Raw genomic sequence first — 15,698 nt, forward strand, 5'->3', positions numbered from 1 at the left:
AGCACTCTGGGTAGAAGGTTCGTAGGAGCAGGTCTGGCGTAGACTAGTCCGCTAGGAAAGTGCGGGCAACCCGCCCGACTGGGCGGCCGCATCGAGCTCAGTCCGTAAGCGACGACGCAGCAGCGTTTCCGCTTCGCGTGCGGTGCTGGCGGCCAGTGCGGCCTGCGCCGCGTCCCGCGCCGCCGTCATGCGCACACTGCGAATGACGCGCTTGACCTCACCGACGGCACGCGGCGCGACGCTGAGTTGACGGATGCCCAGCCCCATGAGGGCGAAGACGGCCAGCGGCTGCGAGCCCATTTCGCCACAGACGCAGACGTCGATGCCGTGCGCCGCGCCGGTGGACTGCACCTGCGCGATGAGGCGCAGGACGGCCGGATGAAACGGGGTGAAGCGGGGCGCGAGGTTCGCGTTGCCACGGTCGACCGCGAGTGTGTATTGCACGAGGTCGTTCGATCCGATGCTGAAGAAATCGACGTCGCGCACGAGGGTATCGCAGGCGATGGCGGCCGCCGGCGTTTCGACCATCACCCCGAGCGGTACATCAGCGCGGAATGGCACGCGACGTTCCGCCAATTCGGCGACGGCTTCATCGATCAGCTGACGCGTCTCCCGGACTTCATCGACGGTGACGACCAGCGGCAGCATGATGCGCAGATCGCCGTGCACGCCCGCCCGTAGCAGCGCGCGCAATTGCACCTTGAACAAGTCGCGCTCGTCGAGACACATACGGATGGCGCGCCAGCCGAGGAACGGGTTGGCTTCCGTCGGGAATCCACCGACGGGCAGCTTGTCGCCACCGACGTCGAAGGTGCGAATGATCACGGGTCGCGTGCCGAACGCCTGAATCACCTTCTTGTACGCCTTGTACTGCTCTTCCTCGTCGGGCATGGTGGCTCGGCCGACCACGAGGAACTCCGTGCGCATCAAGCCCACTCCATCGGCGCCGCTGGTGGCGCCCATCTCCGCTTCATCAGGAATGTCGACGTTCGCGCGAATGACCATGCGAATGCCGTCGGGCGTGATGGCTTCGCTGTGTGCGATCTCTCGCATCTCGCCTTCGCGACCGGCTTCCTGTTCCACACGGAGGCGCGCGTCTTCGAGCTCATGCTCGGACGGCGCGATCAGGAGCGTGCCTTCGGCCCCGTCGAGGATCGCGATCTGGCCCGGCACGAGGAACGAGAGCGCGCTGCGCAGACCGACCACGGCGGGCAATCCCAGCGAACGGGCCAGAATGGCGACATGGGCGGTGGCAGTACCCGCCTCGGTGGCGATGGCGGCGATGCAGTTGCGATCGAGCTGCATCGTGAGCGACGGCGTGAGGTCGTGCGTGACGAGAATCGCGTTGGCGCCCGGCGGGACGTCGACGGGATCATGATCAGGGAGATCGAGCAACATGGACAGCACGCGAATGTGCACGTCCATGAGATCGCCGACTTTTTCGCGCAGCATCGGCGCCGAGTGGCGCGCGAAGTGCTGCCGCCATTCGAGCAAAATGATATCGAAGGCTTTTTCGGCACCGAGGTTCTGGCGGATCAGCGCTTCGGTGCTGCGCGTGAGTTCCCCATCGTCGAGAATGGAGACCTGCACATCGAAAATCGCCGCTTCCTCGGGACCCGCCTGCTGCTCCGCTCGCGCGCGCAGATGGCGCAGGCGATCGCGGGCGCGTTCAAACGCCTCGTGCAACCGCACGATTTCCGCCTCGATGGCGTCATCATCGATGAGGCGATGCTTCACTTCGGGCACCTCCCAACGCAGGAGGTGGACCGGTCCAACGACGATTCCCGGCGATGCAGGAATGCCGCGGAGCACTGACTGCATCAGCTCTCCCCGAACCGCGCGGCGACGAGCGCGGCCAGCGACTCCAGTGCATCGTCGGCATCGGGCCCGGACGCGCGCAGGGTGATCATGGCCCCGTGTTCGGCCGCCAGCATCATGACTCCCATGATGCTCTTGCCGTTCACCTCGAGGTCATCGCGCGAGATCGTGATGTCGCTTTTGAAACGCGAGGCGGCCTTGACCATCTCCGCGGCCGGTCGGGCATGGAGTCCATGCTTATTCACGATTTGAACCGAGAGTTCAGCCATTAACGGACCACCGAGTAGAGGACGAAGGCCGCGAGCAGGATAAGGACGACGCGCCATCCCTCGGCGCGTCCCTGGAGTCGCACGAGGAGCACGGCCAGGAGGGGCGTCACGACGGCGACGCCGACGGGGATGGGTGTCAACGGTGCCTGTCCGCCGATAGCACGATGGACGGCGAGGGGCAGCGCCAGTCCGCCCAACACCGCTGATACCCGTCCAATGTAGCGCGGACCGTGCTGAAGTACCGGATGGCCGAGGGCCGTCGCGACCCGGAGCCCGTGGCGCCAGCCGGCGCGCAGTCCCCATTCGCGCAGTCCCAGATGCCCCACGTTGTACAGGACGAGAAAACCGAGCACGACCACGAGCGCCGTGGCGCCGACACCGAAAAGCAGCAGGGCCACGAGTGAACAGGCCGGCAGCCACGACGCCCACACCAACCGGTCCCCGACGCTACCGAGGGGCCCGCAGAGGGCGGTGCGGAATCGTTCGATGCGCTGGGGCGCGACCTGCTCCACTTCGGCCCGGGCGAGCGCCCCGATCGCCAGCGCCGCAAGATACGGATGGGCATTGAAGTACACCGACTGTCGCGCCAACGCCTCGCGATACAGTGGTCCGTCGATCCCACCGGGAAGCTGTCGGAGGGCGGGTTCGACGCAGAACCCCACGCCGTTCCCGACGAGGATCTCGTAGTTCCAGGAGCCTTGAATGGCGAGACAGCGCAGGTACATGGACAGCCGCAGTTTGGTGTCCATCTGCGGTGCCGCCGCGAACCCGGCCACTGGCATGCTGATGGTGTCGGTGCGGAGGGGATCCTGGCTTAAAAATTCGTCAGGCACCGAGCACCACCATGAGCGTGCCGACGGCCAGTGAAATCAAGAAGAGCCGCCGAGTGCCACTGATGGCGTGGAAGTCTTTCCAGACAGACGCCGCGGCCACGGCCGCCACGCAGGTCACCACGATGGCCCGCGACAGGTCCTCAGGGACGCTCCAGCGTCCGTTTACCTGCACGGCCAGCAGATGCCCCGGGATGAAGCACACCGCGCCCAGCAGGGCCGCCCTGACGAGATCCAGGGTCATCCCAAAGACCTGCAGTCCGACCACGGTATTGCGATTGCCGGCGGCCAGTTGACCGAGACGCGGACGCGCAAAGCGAGCGATGATCTGCCGATGTTTGATCATAGTGAGTCCACCGATCCACGCGGTCGCGATCCCGAGGGCGACGGCGACGACGAACGCTCCGGCCAACGGCATCGCCCCAGCGGGCCCACCGGCGGGCCCACCAGCGGTGGCGCCGGTGGCGGCGACGGCACCGGCGACCACCGATGCGCTGCCCCATTCCGGATAGCGCGAGGCGCCGACCGGCAGGGCTTCGAGCGCGAGGCACTCGAGCGCGGCGCCGCACACGAGTCCGGCAAAGGGGGCGCCCACAAAGGCGCCACCGAGCGTGGCGGCCACGATCGGCCGCGAGATCATCGCCTGCGGAAAGCTGACGACGTCGAGTCCGATGACGCCAGCCAGCAGCGACAGCGGCAGGACGTCGAGCCACCACGTCGACCCGTTCATCAAGCGCCCGTGGTAGAGGCCAGCAGTTCGCCCAGCGGCACGGGGCGCGCGCTGGGCACGTCCTGCGCCGAAACGTCGACGCCCAGCGCGGCGATGTCGCGAAGCCCCTGCTCTTCGGCGGGGGTGAGAAACACGAAGCGCAATCGCTGCACGCGGCCGGGCAAGTGATGGACACCGCCCACGTTGACGGCGCGGATACGGCCGCTGGCCTGGCTGACGAGTCGACCCATCGTCCCGATATCGCCGACGAGTACAATGCCCGGCTCGGGGCGCTTTTGCAGCTCGGGGAGATGCGCCGCGGCATCGTCGACGGTGTAAAACTGCACGGACATCTCGGGGGGCACACCCATGCGATAGAGCTCCTGCTCCCAATCGCTGGTCGCGACCTCGTCATCGACCAGCACAATGAAACGGAGTTCGAGCGGCTGGCCCCACCCGACCACGACTTGGCCGTGAATCAGTCGATCATCGATACGATAAAGCGCGATGGGCATCGGTTCAGGCGCCGTGTACAGCCATCGACGCGCGTCCGCGCTCGAGGGACGCGTGCACCGCGACGATTGGATCGACCGATTCCTGCATCGCGAAATCGAGCAGTAACGAGAGGTTGATGCCGGTCACGAGCAACACGCCGGGGCGCGCCCGGATCATGCGGCGCACGGCCATGGTGCAGCTCCCGGCGGGCAGATCGGTGAAGATCACACGCGCCCCGGTGTCGTCGAGCGCGCGCGCGAGCGTGCCCTGAATGTCATCGAGACACAACCCAGTGTTGGACATGGCCAGAAAGGACGACCCCTTGCCGGTGATCTGCTCCACGGCGGAAATGATGCCGCTGGCAAACGATCCATGACCGGCGACGATGGCACGGACAGTCGCTGGTGCGACGTCGGTCGCGGTGTTCACGCGGGCCTCCCCATCACTCATCATCCTCCTGCAGGTATCGCTGAACGTCAGAGGTCCGACGCATCTGGCCAATCAACCGTTCGTTGAATGCCGTTGCCGAATCATAGCCGCGATAATACCGCAAGAGATGGTTCATCGCGATGACTTCGGCGATGACGGTGATGTTCTTGCCCGGATTGAGGTGCACGGTGATCTTGGGCACCTCGACGCCGAGGATATCCTGCGTCTGCACGTCGAGTCCGGTGCGGTCGACGGAAGCGTCGGCGTCCCACTCTTCTAGCACGACGACCACTTCGAGTCGCTTCTGCTGGCGCACGGCGTGAATGCCGAAGATGGCCGGCACGTCGAGCAGGCCGACGCCGCGGATTTCCATGAAGTGTCGCTGCAGTTCATGGCCTTTGCCGATGAGCACATCGTTGCCGCGACGCGAGACGAACACGAGATCGTCGGCCACCAGCCGATGTCCGCGCTCGACAAGATCGAGCACGCACTCCGACTTCCCGATGCCACTCTGGCCGGTAAAGAAAAGACCTACGCCGTACACGTCCGCCAGTGAGCCGTGCAGGGTGGTGGTGGGGGCGAACTGATCGGCGAGGTACGGCTTGATGAGGCGATAAAACTCGGCCGTTTTGAGGCGCGAGCGAAGGATCGTAACGCCCGCATCCTCGGCCAGCCGCAGCAACGGCTCGGGCGGTTCGAGGTGCTTGGTGATAAACGCGCAAGGGAGCGGAAAGCCGAAAAACTGCTCGAGATGACTGCTGCGCACGGGGTCGCTGAGCGACTGCAGATAGGTGATCTCGGTTTCGCCGAGGACCTGAATGCGCTGATACGGAAAGCGATTGAGATAGCCGGCGAGGACGAGCCCCGGGCTGGACGCCTCGGGGCTCGTGATCTCACGATCGAAACCGGCTGGGGAACCAAGCAGCTCGAGTTGGAGCGGATCCTTCATCCGCTCGAAGAGCGTGCCCACCGTGAGGCGTCGACTCACCCGGCGCGATCTCCGCCGTTCGAAACGCGCCGCGAGCGGCGCACGCGTGAGACCTGTCTTTCGAGTCGGTGCACGGCAGCACTGAGCGCCGGCGCGAACGCACGCGCATCGGCGTGCACGAACAATTCTCGGGCTCGCGCACGTTGCAGTACGATCTCGACTCGTCGAGTGTTACCATCGCCGACGAAACGCACGATGGCGCTCGCGACGCGGTGCAATCGTTTCGCCAGGCGGATGACAGCGGCTTCGGCCTGTGCCCGGAGCGATTCCGTGACGTCGGCATGGTGCGCGTGCAGGATGATCTCCATCAGCGACCTTCCTCCTTGCCCACCACCTCGCGGAGGTGAGCTTCAGTCTCTGTGGCGGCGTTTTCCCAGGTGAAAGCCTCGGCGAAACGCCGCGCCGCGATCCCCAGGCGTTCGACGAGCGCTCGCTCGCCGCTGAGGTACCGCATCGACTCGGCCATCGCAGCGACATCGCCGTGCGGAACGAGAAATCCTGTCTCGCCATGCCGCACGGACTCACGAATCCCCGGAGAATTCGACGCAATTACCGGAGTGCCGCTTGCCGCTGCCTCGAGATTCGTGATCCCCCAGCCCTCTTTAGGTGATGCGAACACAAACGCCCAAGCCCGTCGAAGCAGGGCGCACTTCTGAGTTTCGTCAATACGTCCTAAAAACCGTACCCGCGAGGCCACGCCAAGGGTTCCCGCCAACTGTTCGAGTTCCGCGCGGAATTCGCCAGCCCCTGCGATCTCCAGTGTAGCCTCCGGAACGCCACATTGTGCGAACGACCGCAGGACAAGGTCGACCCCTTTGTACTTCTTGAGTCGGCCTAGGTAGGCAAAAACGGGGCGATCCGACCGAACCGAGGGGTCGGGCGTGTAGCTCGTGGTGTCGATGCCCGGGAAAATGACGCGAATCCGGTCGTGCTGCACCCCGCGGGAGACCAGATCGTCCCGGGTGCTCTCACTGATGGCCTCGAAGGCGCAGTGTCGGTACACGAACGGGAGCGGACGTTCCGCCAGCCAGACGGCAGTGGCGAGGGGCGCTGCCAATTCCTGGAATGCCGTGCCACCGAACAGGTGCGGGACGAGCGCCACGACGGGAGGTGCCTGCCACCAGGGAGTGAACACCGGCACCTTATTGATATCCTCGACCAGGACGTCGAAGTGCTGGTTGGCGAAGTGCGCGTGCCAGTACTTGCGAACGAGCAACGGGAACGTCGCCCGCGTACCGACGCGGTACACCTCGATGCCATCGAGCGTGGCGCGCGGGGGGCATCCTGACCAGCCGCCGCAGAGCAGCATGACGTGGTGACCACGGGCTGCCAGCCGGCCGAAGATTTCATGGAGATGGATCTCGGCCCCACCGGCGAGCGGATTTTCCCGACACTGCCAATTAACGACGGCGATCCGCAGCCGGTCGCCCGGACGTGCGGCGGTGTCGGTCACAGACGCCCGAGCTTGCGGGCGTAGGCGTCGAGCACGCCGTTCACGAAGCGTGCGCTGCGCGTGGTGCCGTAGCGCTCGGCCAAGTGAACGGCCTCCTGGAGGACCACCTTGACCGGGGTCTCGTTGCGATCGAGTTCGGCGGCGGCGAGGCGCAGCACGCTGCGCTCGATGGCACCCAGTCGTTCGAGTCGCCAGTTGTTGGTGACCTGGGCGAGGTCGGCATCGAGTTGCGCACACTTGTCGGCCACCGTGGCCACGAGGCGCGACGCGAACTGCCGCTCGCCGGGGTCTACCGCGAGATCGTCGAACACGTGCGTGGCGATCTTTCGGAGCTGGGTCAGATCACGGAGATCGGCCGCGTACAGCGCCTGCAAGGCACGGGCGCGCCCGCGAGTTTCCACGCGTTCCACTTTCGTGGCCGCACGATTGCCACGCGAGCGGCGTCCGGCGCGCGGGGCGAGGGGCTCCTGGACCGGCGTGTCCCAGAACGCGTCATCTTGCATGTTGCTCACTATTCGTCCCCTTCGAACTCTTCGGGGGGCGTCAGCTGATCGAACAGGTCGAGCATCTCGAGCGCTGCCATGGAGGCGTCGACGCCCTTGTTGCCGTGTACCCCACCGGCGCGGGCTTCGGCCTGCTCCATGGTGTCGGTCGTGAGCACTCCCATCGTGACCGGCACGTCGAAGTCACGCATGGCATCCATGAGGCCGCGCGAGGTTTCGCCGGCCACAATGTCGAAGTGCGGCGTATCGCCACGCACGACCGCGCCGACGGCCACGGCGGCGTCGTACCGCTCGGTGGCGAGGGCACGGCGCACCGCGACCGGGATCTCCCAGGCACCGGGAACCCAGAGGACGTCGATGTCTTCGAACTTCACACCCTGCCCTACCAACGCGCCGACGGCTCCTTCGGCGAGGGGCATGGTGATGCCCTCGTTGAAGCGACTGGCGACGACGACAATGCGGCGACCTTCACCGCGCGGACTACCGTTGAACTCGGCCATCAGGAATACGTCTCAGATTGCGAACAGGTGACCGAGTTTGGTGCGCTTCGTTTCGAGGTACGAGGCGTTTTCGTCGGTGGAGGGAGCTTCGATGCGAACCCGATCCTTGAGGATCAGACCGTAGCCATCGAGGCCCACGAGCTTGCGGGGATTATTCGTGAGCACGCGAATGGAGCGCACCCCCGTGTCAAGCAGAATTTGCGCGCCAATGCCGTAGTTGCGGAGATCGTCCTTGAAGCCGAGTTGCTCATTGGCTTCGACGGTATCGGCGCCTTTGTCCTGCAGCTCGTACGCCTTGAGCTTGTTGAGCAGCCCGATACCACGACCTTCCTGATCGAGGTACACGATCACGCCTTTACCCTCGGCCTGAATCATCTGCATGGCCGTTTCGAGCTGCCAGCCGCAATCGCAGCGGCGCGAATGGAAAACGTCGCCGGTGAGGCACTTGGAGTGCATGCGCACCAGCACGCCTTCGCCCTCCGCGACGTCGCCGTACGTGATTGCGATGTGCTCGCGCGCATCGACGTCGTTCTTGTATCCGACAATGCGCCATTCACCGAACTCGGTGGGAAGACGCGCTTCGGCAACGCGGTGCACCAGTCGCTCGTGCTTGAGGCGATAGGCCACCAGCTGCGCGATCGTGATGAAGGTGAGGCCGTGCGCCTTGGCGAAGATTTCAAGCTGCGGGCGACGAGCGGTGGTGCCGTCCTTGTTCAGGATTTCGCAAATCACACCGGCCGACCGCAGTCCGGCGAGTCGCGCGAGGTCCACCGCCGCTTCGGTGTGCCCAACGCGCTGCAACACGCCACCATCGCGTGCCCGCAGCGGGTGAATATGTCCCGGCACGCGCAGATCTGCGCGCGTGCTGTTGGGATCGACCGCGACGCGGATGGTCGTGGCGCGATCACTGGCGCTGATGCCGGTACTCACACCGTACTTCGCGGCGGCGTCGATGCTCACGGTGAAGGCGGTGTGCATGGCTTCGGTGTTGTCATCGACCTGCATCTCGAGGCCGAGATGATCGGCCAGCATATTCTCCATCGCGAGACAGATCATGCCCTTCGCCTCGAGCATGAAGTTGACCATCTCCGGCGTCACCATCTCGGCGCCGCACACGAGGTCTCCTTCGTTCTCACGATCTTCGTCATCGGCAACAATGATGAACTTGCCTGCAGCGATATCGGCCAATGCCTGCTCGACCGTCCCGAACGTCATCTCCTGCGCCTCTTCGCCCGCTGCCGTCATGCGACTTCAACCCCTGCGCTGCGCCAAGGCGTCAGCAACCGTTCGACGTGCTTTGCGAGCACATCCGCTTCTACATGCACCCGGTCGCCGGCGACGAGTTCGCCGAGCGTGGTGTGCCGTTTGGTGTATTCGATGATGGAGAGCTGCACGCCGTCGGCGTGCAGGGCATTCACGGTGAGACTCACGCCATTCACCGTGATGGAGCCGTGCGCCACCATGAGCGGACGCAGCGCGACGGGAAGAACGAGATCGACGAGCCATGCATCGCCGACCTGTTCGGTCCGCGCGATCAATCCGAGGTCGTCCACGTGCCCGAGCACCAAGTGGCCGCCGAGTCGATCACCGAGGCGCATGGCGCGCTCGAGGTTCACGAACGAGTTGGCGTGCCACGCGTCGATGGTGGTACGGCCGAGCGTGGTGATGACGGCGGCCACGGTGAACCACCGGCTGCCGTCGTCGTGCACACCATGCTCCCGCACCGTCAGGCACGCGCCGTTGACGGCGATGCTTTCGCCGTCGTTCAGGTCGGTATAGCGGCAGCGGATGCGCAGTTCGCGCCCGGCCGGCGTGTCGGCGACGTGGGTGATAAATCCCAGATCGTCCACGAGCCCCGTGAACATCCTCTCGTCAGTCTCCAGAAACAGCGTAGACGGTCATCAGGTCGGCACCCAGTGCCTTCCGTTCCACGACGCGAAACCGCGGCGCCAGTCCAGCCCGCTGCGATGGGAACGCCGCAAAGGCCGACAACGCGCCGGCGCCGAGAATGACCGGTGCCTGAAAGATAACCAGTCGGTCGACGAGTCCGGCTTCCAGCAGCGAAGAAGCGAGCGTCGCCCCGCCCTCAACCAAGAGATGGCGGACGCCGCGGGTGCCCAACTGCCGCAGGGCCTCGGCGGCGGATCCGACGGCGTTGACCGCGACGCCGGCGGCGTGGAGGGCGGCTTCGGCGTGTGGACGCGAGCCATTGGTGAAATCGAGCAGCGGGAGCTCGCGAGCCGAACGGACCAGTTGGCTATCAAGCGGGAGTCGGGCGGCACGGTCGAAGACGACGCGCAGTGGCGGGAGACGCGGCGTGGCGGCATGGCGGACGGTGAGCGCCGGGTCGTCGGCGAGGGCGGTGCCAATCCCGACTGCGATGGCGTCGCATTCGGCACGGAGCTCGTGCACCGCGACGCGGGCTTCTTCGCCGGTGAGCCAGCCGGGCTGGCGAGAGGCGTCCACGATTGCCCCGTCGATGGAGAGCGCAAGCTTCAGCGTGACGAAGGGGCGATCGGCGCCACACGCGGCAAAAAAGAACGGGGCGTTCCGGTCGAGGGCCTCACGTTCGAGCATCCCACCGCGCACGTCGATCCCAGCGGAAGCGAGGCGCGCCGCCCCACCGGCCGCCTTGGGGTTGGGGTCGTGCGCGGCATAGACGACCCGCGACACGCCGGCGGCGATGAGGGCGTCGGAACAGGGTCCGGTCATGCCCGTGTGGTTGCAGGGCTCGAGCGAGACGTAGGCGGTCGCGCCGCTCGCCTGTGGCCCGGCTTGACGGAGCGCGGCGACCTCGGCGTGGGCCTGCCCGTACTCGGCGTGCCACCCTTCACCCACCACCACGCCATCGCGCACGAGTACGGCGCCGACCTTCGGATTGGGTGACACGCGTCCGGCCCCGCGTTCGGCGAGTTCGAGAGCGCGACGCATGAAGCGCACGTCGTCGGCCGATGGGGCCGCCACGTGCGCTTCAGGCGATGCGGGCCGAGGCCCGCTAGAATCGGAAGGCGATACCGAGCGATCCGTAGCGATATCCTTCATCGGCCTGTCGGCCGCCGAACTGATTGACGGTTTCCCGCACGGTGCCCTCGCCCGACCAGCCGTACTCGGCAACCAGCCGTGCGAGCCCAAGCCCGAGCGACGCGTTCACGAACGCGGTGTTTCGTTTCGTGGTATACCGCAGATTGGGAAGGTCGACGAGAAAGCGTTGGTTTGTGCCGAGCACCGTTTCGTTCACGGATGCGCGCATGGACGCCGAGCCTTCGATTTCGTCGCGACCGACACCGGCCGCAATCCCGAAGATCGCGAAGCGCTTGCTGGCGACGATGCGAATGGCGTTCGAAGTGACCGACGTGCCGGTCACATTGAGCGTGTCGTTATTCGGCGTATACCCGAGATCAACTGTGGGCATCTTGCGACGCATGTAACTTACACTGAGACCGGGAATGAACGACGATTCCTGCAGCGCACCGACGCGCAGCCCGTACTGGAAGGCGAACCCGCCATCCTTGGGAGCGACGTCAAAGTTCGATTCCTTCACCGACGGCAGATACGACGCACCCAGCAGCACGTCGACGCCCAGGGTATTGGTGAGGCCGAGCGGAATACCCGGGAAGATACCGATCGCGGCGTCGGCCGATGGCAATGGAATCGGCGTACGGGCGGCACCGAAATCGGAGCCGACGGCAGAACCGGTCACACTGATGGGTACCGAGTTCTTAGGGAGCTGCCCGTCAACGGCACTCACACGAAACGAGAAGGCGCGCTTGGGCCAGCCGCCCAACGTGCCGCCTTCACCGAGCACGGGATTGCCCGACGACACCGCGATACCGATCTGCGGCACCACAAAGCCGAACAGGTCGCGCGCCTTCTGGCAGGCATCGGCGCCGGACGCCACGGCCGGCGTGACGGTGCACGGCCCCGCGGTGGTCTGGGCGGCGAGTGACGACGTGTGCAGTGCGCCGGCGACCGCGAGTGTCACGGCGGTAAGGCCGACGACGCGCCGCCAACGCGCAGGGGTGCGAGGACGCGCACTCATGTGATCACGCCATCGAGGCGCACGCGGCCGGTGCCGGGCACGACGACGCCACATTCCCAAGCATCGATCTCGCAGGCGGCGGCGCGCGCCATGATGTCTCGCACGTTCTCTTGTGCCGTGATGATGACCATTCCCACTCCCATGTTAAAGGCTCGGAACATCTCGAGCGGAGCAACAGCTCCCGCGTCAGCAAGTACCCGAAAGGTCGATGGGACGATCCACGAGGTCGTATCGACGCTGGCATCAAGTGTGACGGGGAGCGCACGATTCAAGTTGCCAGGCAGTCCACCGCCGGTGATGTGTGCCATGGCGTGCACCTGGCCCAGCACCGGCCTGAGACACTGCAAATACGAGCGGTGCACCTTGAGCATGACGTCGGCAACGGTGGCGCCGTTCGCATCCGGATAGGCGTCATGCACGCCGAGCGAGAGTCGATCACTGATGATGCGACGCGCCAGCGAATAGCCATTGGTGTGCAGACCGTCACTGGCGAGCGCGACGAGCGCGTCGCCCACGCGCACGTTCGCGCTGGTGATCACCTGCGACTCTTCCACGATACCGACGATGAAACCGGCGAGGTCGTAGTCCGGCGGCGTGTACACCCCCGGCATTTCGGCCGTTTCCCCACCGATCAGCGCGCAGAAATTTTCGCGGCAGCCCGCCGCCACACCGGCCACCACCCCTTCCACGACAGTCGGTAGCAGCTTGCCGAACGCGACGTAGTCGAGGAAGAACATCGGCACCGCACCCTGCACGAGAATGTCGTTGGTGCAGTGATTCACGAGGCAGTGCCCGATCGTGTCGTGGCGGTCCGCCTCGATCGCGATCTTGATCTTCGTGCCGACGCCGTCGGCGCTGGAGACCAACAGTGGCGCGCGATAGCCTTCCGGTAGGCGAAACATCCCGCCGAAGCCGCCGAACGCACCGCGCGCGCCCGCCGTCAGGGTGGACTGCACCAGTGTGGCGAGACGATGCTTCGAGTCTTCGGCGGCATCGATGTCGACGCCGGCCGATCGATACGTAAGCGGAATGTCGCCCGAGGTCACGCGCGAAGCTCCTCGTCGAAGGCCACCAGCTGACGGAACTCCTGCACCCGCGCGTCAATTTCGGCGCGTGTCACGTCGAGCAATCGACCGTTTGAAAACTTCTCGACCGCAAACGAACCCATCGCCGAGCCGACAACGACGGCGCGACGCATGGAGGCATCGCTCAAGTCACCGCTGGCGGCGAGGGACCCGATGAAACCACCGGCGAACGAATCGCCGGCGCCGGTGGGATCGAACACCGACTCGAGAGGGTAGGCCGGCGCGAAGAACACGCTCTCGCGCGTAAACATGAACGCACCGTGCTCGCCCTTCTTGATGAGCACGTGCTTCGGTCCCTTATCGAGAATCCAGCGCGCGGCCTGCACGAGATTGGAGTGTTCGGTGAGCTGGCGCGCTTCGCCGTCGTTGAGCGTGATCAGATCAACGTGACCAAGCAGTTCGATGAGCTCCGGGCGACGCGATTCAATCCAGAAATTCATGGTGTCGCAGGCCACGAGACGCGGCTGCTCGACCTGTTCGAGCACCTGCAGTTGCAGGCGCGGATCGATGTTGGCGAGGAACACGAACGGCGCTTTCCGGAACTGCTCGGGAATGTTGGGGCGGAAGTTCGAGAACACGCCGAGATGCGTTTCGAGCGTTTCGGCGGAGTTGAGATCGTGGCGATAGCGTCCACGCCAGCGGAAACTGGATCCGCTCACCTTCTCGAGTCCGGCCAGATCGACACCACGGTCGGCAAGCGGCTGGAGCAGATGAACCGGATAGTCGTCACCGACCACACCCACCAACTGAACCGGCGCGAAGTGCGACGCGGATGACGAGAAGTAGGTGCCCGATCCGCCAAGCACATCATCGGCCCTGCCGAACGGCGTCTCGACGGAGTCGAGCGCGACGGATCCGACGACAAGCACCTGACTGGCGGTACTGGGGAAACTGCTCACATGCGCTCCGGCGCGGACAGTCCGAGAATGCGCAGTCCGGCGGCGATGCCGAGCTGCGTGGCACGGGCGAGTACGAGCCGCGCGCGCGTGATGGCCTCGGGTTCTCCGAGGACGTGATGCTTGTGGTACCACGTGTGGCCTGCACGGGCCGTTTCCAGCAACCAGGCAGCAATGCGATGCGGCTCGAGACTATCGGCGGCGCCCTTTACCGTGGCCGGGAAATCGAGCAGCTGCTTAACGAGTTCCCGTTCGGCCGGTTCGGATAGCACGCCCAGATCGACGCCCTGTCCGGTGACTGTCGTGGCGTCGATTTCGCCGACGCGGAAGATGCCGCACATGCGGGCATGCGCCATCTGCACGTAGTAGACCGGGTTCTCTTCCGACTGACTGCGCGCGAGATCGACATCGAACACCAGCTGCGAATCGCCCTTCCGCATAAGGTAGAAATAGCGGACGGCGTCACGACCGACTTCGTCGATGAGGTCGCGCACGGTGACGTACGAGCCGGCGCGCTTGGAGATCTTCACTTCCTCACCGCCCTTCATGACGGTCACCATCTGGTGCAGCACGTAGTCGGGATAGCCCGTGGGAATCCCGATACGGAGCGCCTGCAGACCGGCACGCACACGGGTGATCGTGCTGTGGTGATCGGCCCCCTGCACGTTGATGGCGCGATGGTAGCCACGCTCCCATTTGGTCACGTGATACGCGACGTCGGGCACGAAGTATGTGTAGTCTCCGCCCTTGGCCACGCTCTTCTTCATCACGCGATCCTTATCATCGCCGAAGTCGGTCGTTCGCAGGAACAGCGCGCCGTCTTCTTCGTATGTATGGCCCGACTGCTTCAGCCCTTCGACGGTCTTGGTCACCGAGCCGTCGGTGTAGAGCGAGCTCTCCAGGTAGTACGTGTCGAACTTGACGCCGAACGCCTGCATGTCGAGATCCTGCTCGTGCCGCAGCGCGGCCACGGCGAAGGCCTGCATGGCGGCAAGATCGTTGCCCGCCGCGTCACCCGGATGCTCGGCCACATATCGTTCGGCGATTTCACGGATGTAGGCACCGTGATAGCCACCTTCGGGAATCTCGAGCGGGGCTCCACCAATGACGCGCACCTGTGCCTGCGTGCTTTTCGCAAGGTTCGCGATCTGCGCGCCGGCGTCGTTGTAGTAGAACTCGCGATCGACTGTCCAACCGGTGTACTCGAGCAGGGTGCTGATCGCATCGCCCAGTGCGGCCTGACGACCATGTCCGACGTGCAGCGGGCCGGTGGGATTGGCCGAGACGAACTCCACGACCACACGCGCGCCGTGCCCGATGTCGAGCCGTCCGAACGAATCCGGCGACTCGAGAATCGTGAGCAGTCCACGCGCTTGGAATCCCGGATCAAGCCGAAAGTTCAGGAAGCCCGGTCCGGCGATTTCCGCCGCCGTCACTCCGACAGTGGCCGTGTCCATCGCCGCGATGAGGGCTTCGGCGATATCGCGCGGCTTCTTGCCGAGCGGCTTCGCGAGCGTCATCGCAAGATTGGTCGCCCAATCACCGAACGACGGATCACGCGGACGTTCGAGAATGGGAGAAACGTCGTCAGGCGCACCAAGCGTGCGCGCTGCGCGCGCGAGTTCGGCGCGCAGGGCGTCGGCGTGAGTCACAGCGTTCGGGATGTCGAGAAGGGAAACGCGAC

At 65.2% G+C, this 15,698-nt stretch carries 18 protein-coding genes; all 18 read right to left on the minus strand.

The genetic code is table 11. The features are described 5' to 3' along the window. Positions 1-51: 51 nt before the first annotated feature. Genes ptsP through argS form a run of 18 tightly spaced genes read right to left on the minus strand, consistent with a single transcriptional unit; the run spans position 52 to position 15,666 of the window. On the minus strand, positions 52-1,821 hold the full coding sequence (ptsP, locus tag ACLL97_RS07665; RefSeq protein WP_411279884.1) for a phosphoenolpyruvate--protein phosphotransferase: 1,770 nt from the start codon (positions 1,819-1,821) through the stop codon (positions 52-54). Continuing rightward, positions 1,821-2,087 carry an HPr family phosphocarrier protein gene (locus ACLL97_RS07670; protein WP_411279885.1) on the minus strand — a complete coding sequence of 89 codons (267 nt, stop codon included), beginning with the start codon at positions 2,085-2,087 and terminating at the stop codon, positions 1,821-1,823. The genes ptsP and ACLL97_RS07670 overlap by 1 nt, the downstream gene beginning before the upstream one ends. Further along, positions 2,087-2,920, minus strand: coding sequence for a PTS system mannose/fructose/sorbose family transporter subunit IID (locus ACLL97_RS07675; protein WP_411279886.1), 834 nt, complete (start codon positions 2,918-2,920; stop codon positions 2,087-2,089). The genes ACLL97_RS07670 and ACLL97_RS07675 overlap by 1 nt, the downstream gene beginning before the upstream one ends. Beyond that, complete coding sequence (locus tag ACLL97_RS07680) at positions 2,913-3,647, minus strand: PTS sugar transporter subunit IIC (protein WP_411279887.1); 735 nt, start codon at positions 3,645-3,647, stop codon at positions 2,913-2,915. The genes ACLL97_RS07675 and ACLL97_RS07680 overlap by 8 nt, the downstream gene beginning before the upstream one ends. Continuing rightward, a complete protein-coding gene (locus tag ACLL97_RS07685; RefSeq protein ID WP_411279888.1) occupies positions 3,647-4,141 on the minus strand; it encodes a PTS system mannose/fructose/N-acetylgalactosamine-transporter subunit IIB in 495 nt (164 codons plus the stop codon). Before ACLL97_RS07685 ends, ACLL97_RS07680 begins: the two co-directional genes overlap by 1 nt. Positions 4,142-4,145: 4 nt before the next feature. After that, complete coding sequence (locus ACLL97_RS07690) at positions 4,146-4,550, minus strand: PTS sugar transporter subunit IIA (protein ID WP_411279889.1); 405 nt, start codon at positions 4,548-4,550, stop codon at positions 4,146-4,148. 13 nt (positions 4,551-4,563) lie between these two features. Then, entirely contained in the window at positions 4,564-5,538 is a 975-nt protein-coding gene (gene hprK / locus ACLL97_RS07695; protein WP_411279890.1) for an HPr(Ser) kinase/phosphatase, read from the minus strand. Beyond that, a complete protein-coding gene (locus tag ACLL97_RS07700) occupies positions 5,535-5,846 on the minus strand; it encodes an HPF/RaiA family ribosome-associated protein (protein ID WP_411279891.1) in 312 nt (103 codons plus the stop codon). Before ACLL97_RS07700 ends, hprK begins: the two co-directional genes overlap by 4 nt. After that, positions 5,846-6,991, minus strand: coding sequence for a glycosyltransferase family 4 protein (locus ACLL97_RS07705; RefSeq protein ID WP_411279892.1), 1,146 nt, complete (start codon positions 6,989-6,991; stop codon positions 5,846-5,848). The genes ACLL97_RS07700 and ACLL97_RS07705 overlap by 1 nt, the downstream gene beginning before the upstream one ends. Beyond that, a complete protein-coding gene (gene nusB / locus ACLL97_RS07710) occupies positions 6,988-7,494 on the minus strand; it encodes a transcription antitermination factor NusB (RefSeq protein WP_411279969.1) in 507 nt (168 codons plus the stop codon). The genes ACLL97_RS07705 and nusB overlap by 4 nt, the downstream gene beginning before the upstream one ends. An 8-nt stretch (positions 7,495-7,502) precedes the next feature. Further along, positions 7,503-7,994 carry a 6,7-dimethyl-8-ribityllumazine synthase gene (ribH, locus tag ACLL97_RS07715; RefSeq protein ID WP_411279893.1) on the minus strand — a complete coding sequence of 164 codons (492 nt, stop codon included), beginning with the start codon at positions 7,992-7,994 and terminating at the stop codon, positions 7,503-7,505. Positions 7,995-8,006: 12 nt separating this feature from the next. Next, a complete protein-coding gene (locus ACLL97_RS07720) occupies positions 8,007-9,209 on the minus strand; it encodes a bifunctional 3,4-dihydroxy-2-butanone-4-phosphate synthase/GTP cyclohydrolase II (protein WP_411279970.1) in 1,203 nt (400 codons plus the stop codon). A gap of 26 nt (positions 9,210-9,235) precedes the next feature. Further along, on the minus strand, positions 9,236-9,859 hold the full coding sequence (locus tag ACLL97_RS07725) for a riboflavin synthase (RefSeq protein ID WP_411279894.1): 624 nt from the start codon (positions 9,857-9,859) through the stop codon (positions 9,236-9,238). Between the two features lie 7 nt (positions 9,860-9,866). Beyond that, on the minus strand, positions 9,867-10,958 hold the full coding sequence (gene ribD, locus ACLL97_RS07730) for a bifunctional diaminohydroxyphosphoribosylaminopyrimidine deaminase/5-amino-6-(5-phosphoribosylamino)uracil reductase RibD (RefSeq protein ID WP_411279895.1): 1,092 nt from the start codon (positions 10,956-10,958) through the stop codon (positions 9,867-9,869). Positions 10,959-10,989: 31 nt separating this feature from the next. After that, on the minus strand, positions 10,990-11,976 hold the full coding sequence (locus ACLL97_RS07735) for a hypothetical protein (RefSeq protein ID WP_411279896.1): 987 nt from the start codon (positions 11,974-11,976) through the stop codon (positions 10,990-10,992). Between the two features lie 53 nt (positions 11,977-12,029). Then, positions 12,030-13,079 (minus strand): phosphoribosylformylglycinamidine cyclo-ligase, encoded by a 1,050-nt coding sequence (gene purM, locus ACLL97_RS07740; protein WP_411279897.1) that lies wholly within the window; start codon positions 13,077-13,079, stop codon positions 12,030-12,032. Further along, on the minus strand, positions 13,076-14,017 hold the full coding sequence (locus ACLL97_RS07745) for a PfkB family carbohydrate kinase (protein ID WP_411279898.1): 942 nt from the start codon (positions 14,015-14,017) through the stop codon (positions 13,076-13,078). The genes purM and ACLL97_RS07745 overlap by 4 nt, the downstream gene beginning before the upstream one ends. Beyond that, positions 14,014-15,666, minus strand: coding sequence for an arginine--tRNA ligase (gene argS / locus ACLL97_RS07750; RefSeq protein ID WP_411279899.1), 1,653 nt, complete (start codon positions 15,664-15,666; stop codon positions 14,014-14,016). Before argS ends, ACLL97_RS07745 begins: the two co-directional genes overlap by 4 nt. Between the last annotated feature and the right edge of the window lie 32 nt (positions 15,667-15,698).

Origin of the sequence: Gemmatimonas sp. (genome assembly GCF_046594945.1) — a bacterium.
GTDB lineage: Bacteria > Gemmatimonadota > Gemmatimonadetes > Gemmatimonadales > Gemmatimonadaceae > Gemmatimonas.

Coding starts and splice junctions, on each gene's coding strand:
- ptsP (WP_411279884.1), bottom strand. CDS start 1,821: ATGCAGTCAGTGCTCCGCGGCATTCCTGCATCGCCGGGAATCGTCGTT.
- ACLL97_RS07670 (WP_411279885.1), bottom strand. CDS start 2,087: ATGGCTGAACTCTCGGTTCAAATCGTGAATAAGCATGGACTCCATGCC.
- ACLL97_RS07680 (WP_411279887.1), bottom strand. CDS start 3,647: ATGAACGGGTCGACGTGGTGGCTCGACGTCCTGCCGCTGTCGCTGCTG.
- ACLL97_RS07685 (WP_411279888.1), bottom strand. CDS start 4,141: ATGCCCATCGCGCTTTATCGTATCGATGATCGACTGATTCACGGCCAA.
- ACLL97_RS07700 (WP_411279891.1), bottom strand. CDS start 5,846: ATGGAGATCATCCTGCACGCGCACCATGCCGACGTCACGGAATCGCTC.
- nusB (WP_411279969.1), bottom strand. CDS start 7,494: ATGCAAGATGACGCGTTCTGGGACACGCCGGTCCAGGAGCCCCTCGCC.
- ribH (WP_411279893.1), bottom strand. CDS start 7,994: ATGGCCGAGTTCAACGGTAGTCCGCGCGGTGAAGGTCGCCGCATTGTC.
- ACLL97_RS07720 (WP_411279970.1), bottom strand. CDS start 9,209: ATGACGTTCGGGACGGTCGAGCAGGCATTGGCCGATATCGCTGCAGGC.
- ACLL97_RS07725 (WP_411279894.1), bottom strand. CDS start 9,859: ATGTTCACGGGGCTCGTGGACGATCTGGGATTTATCACCCACGTCGCC.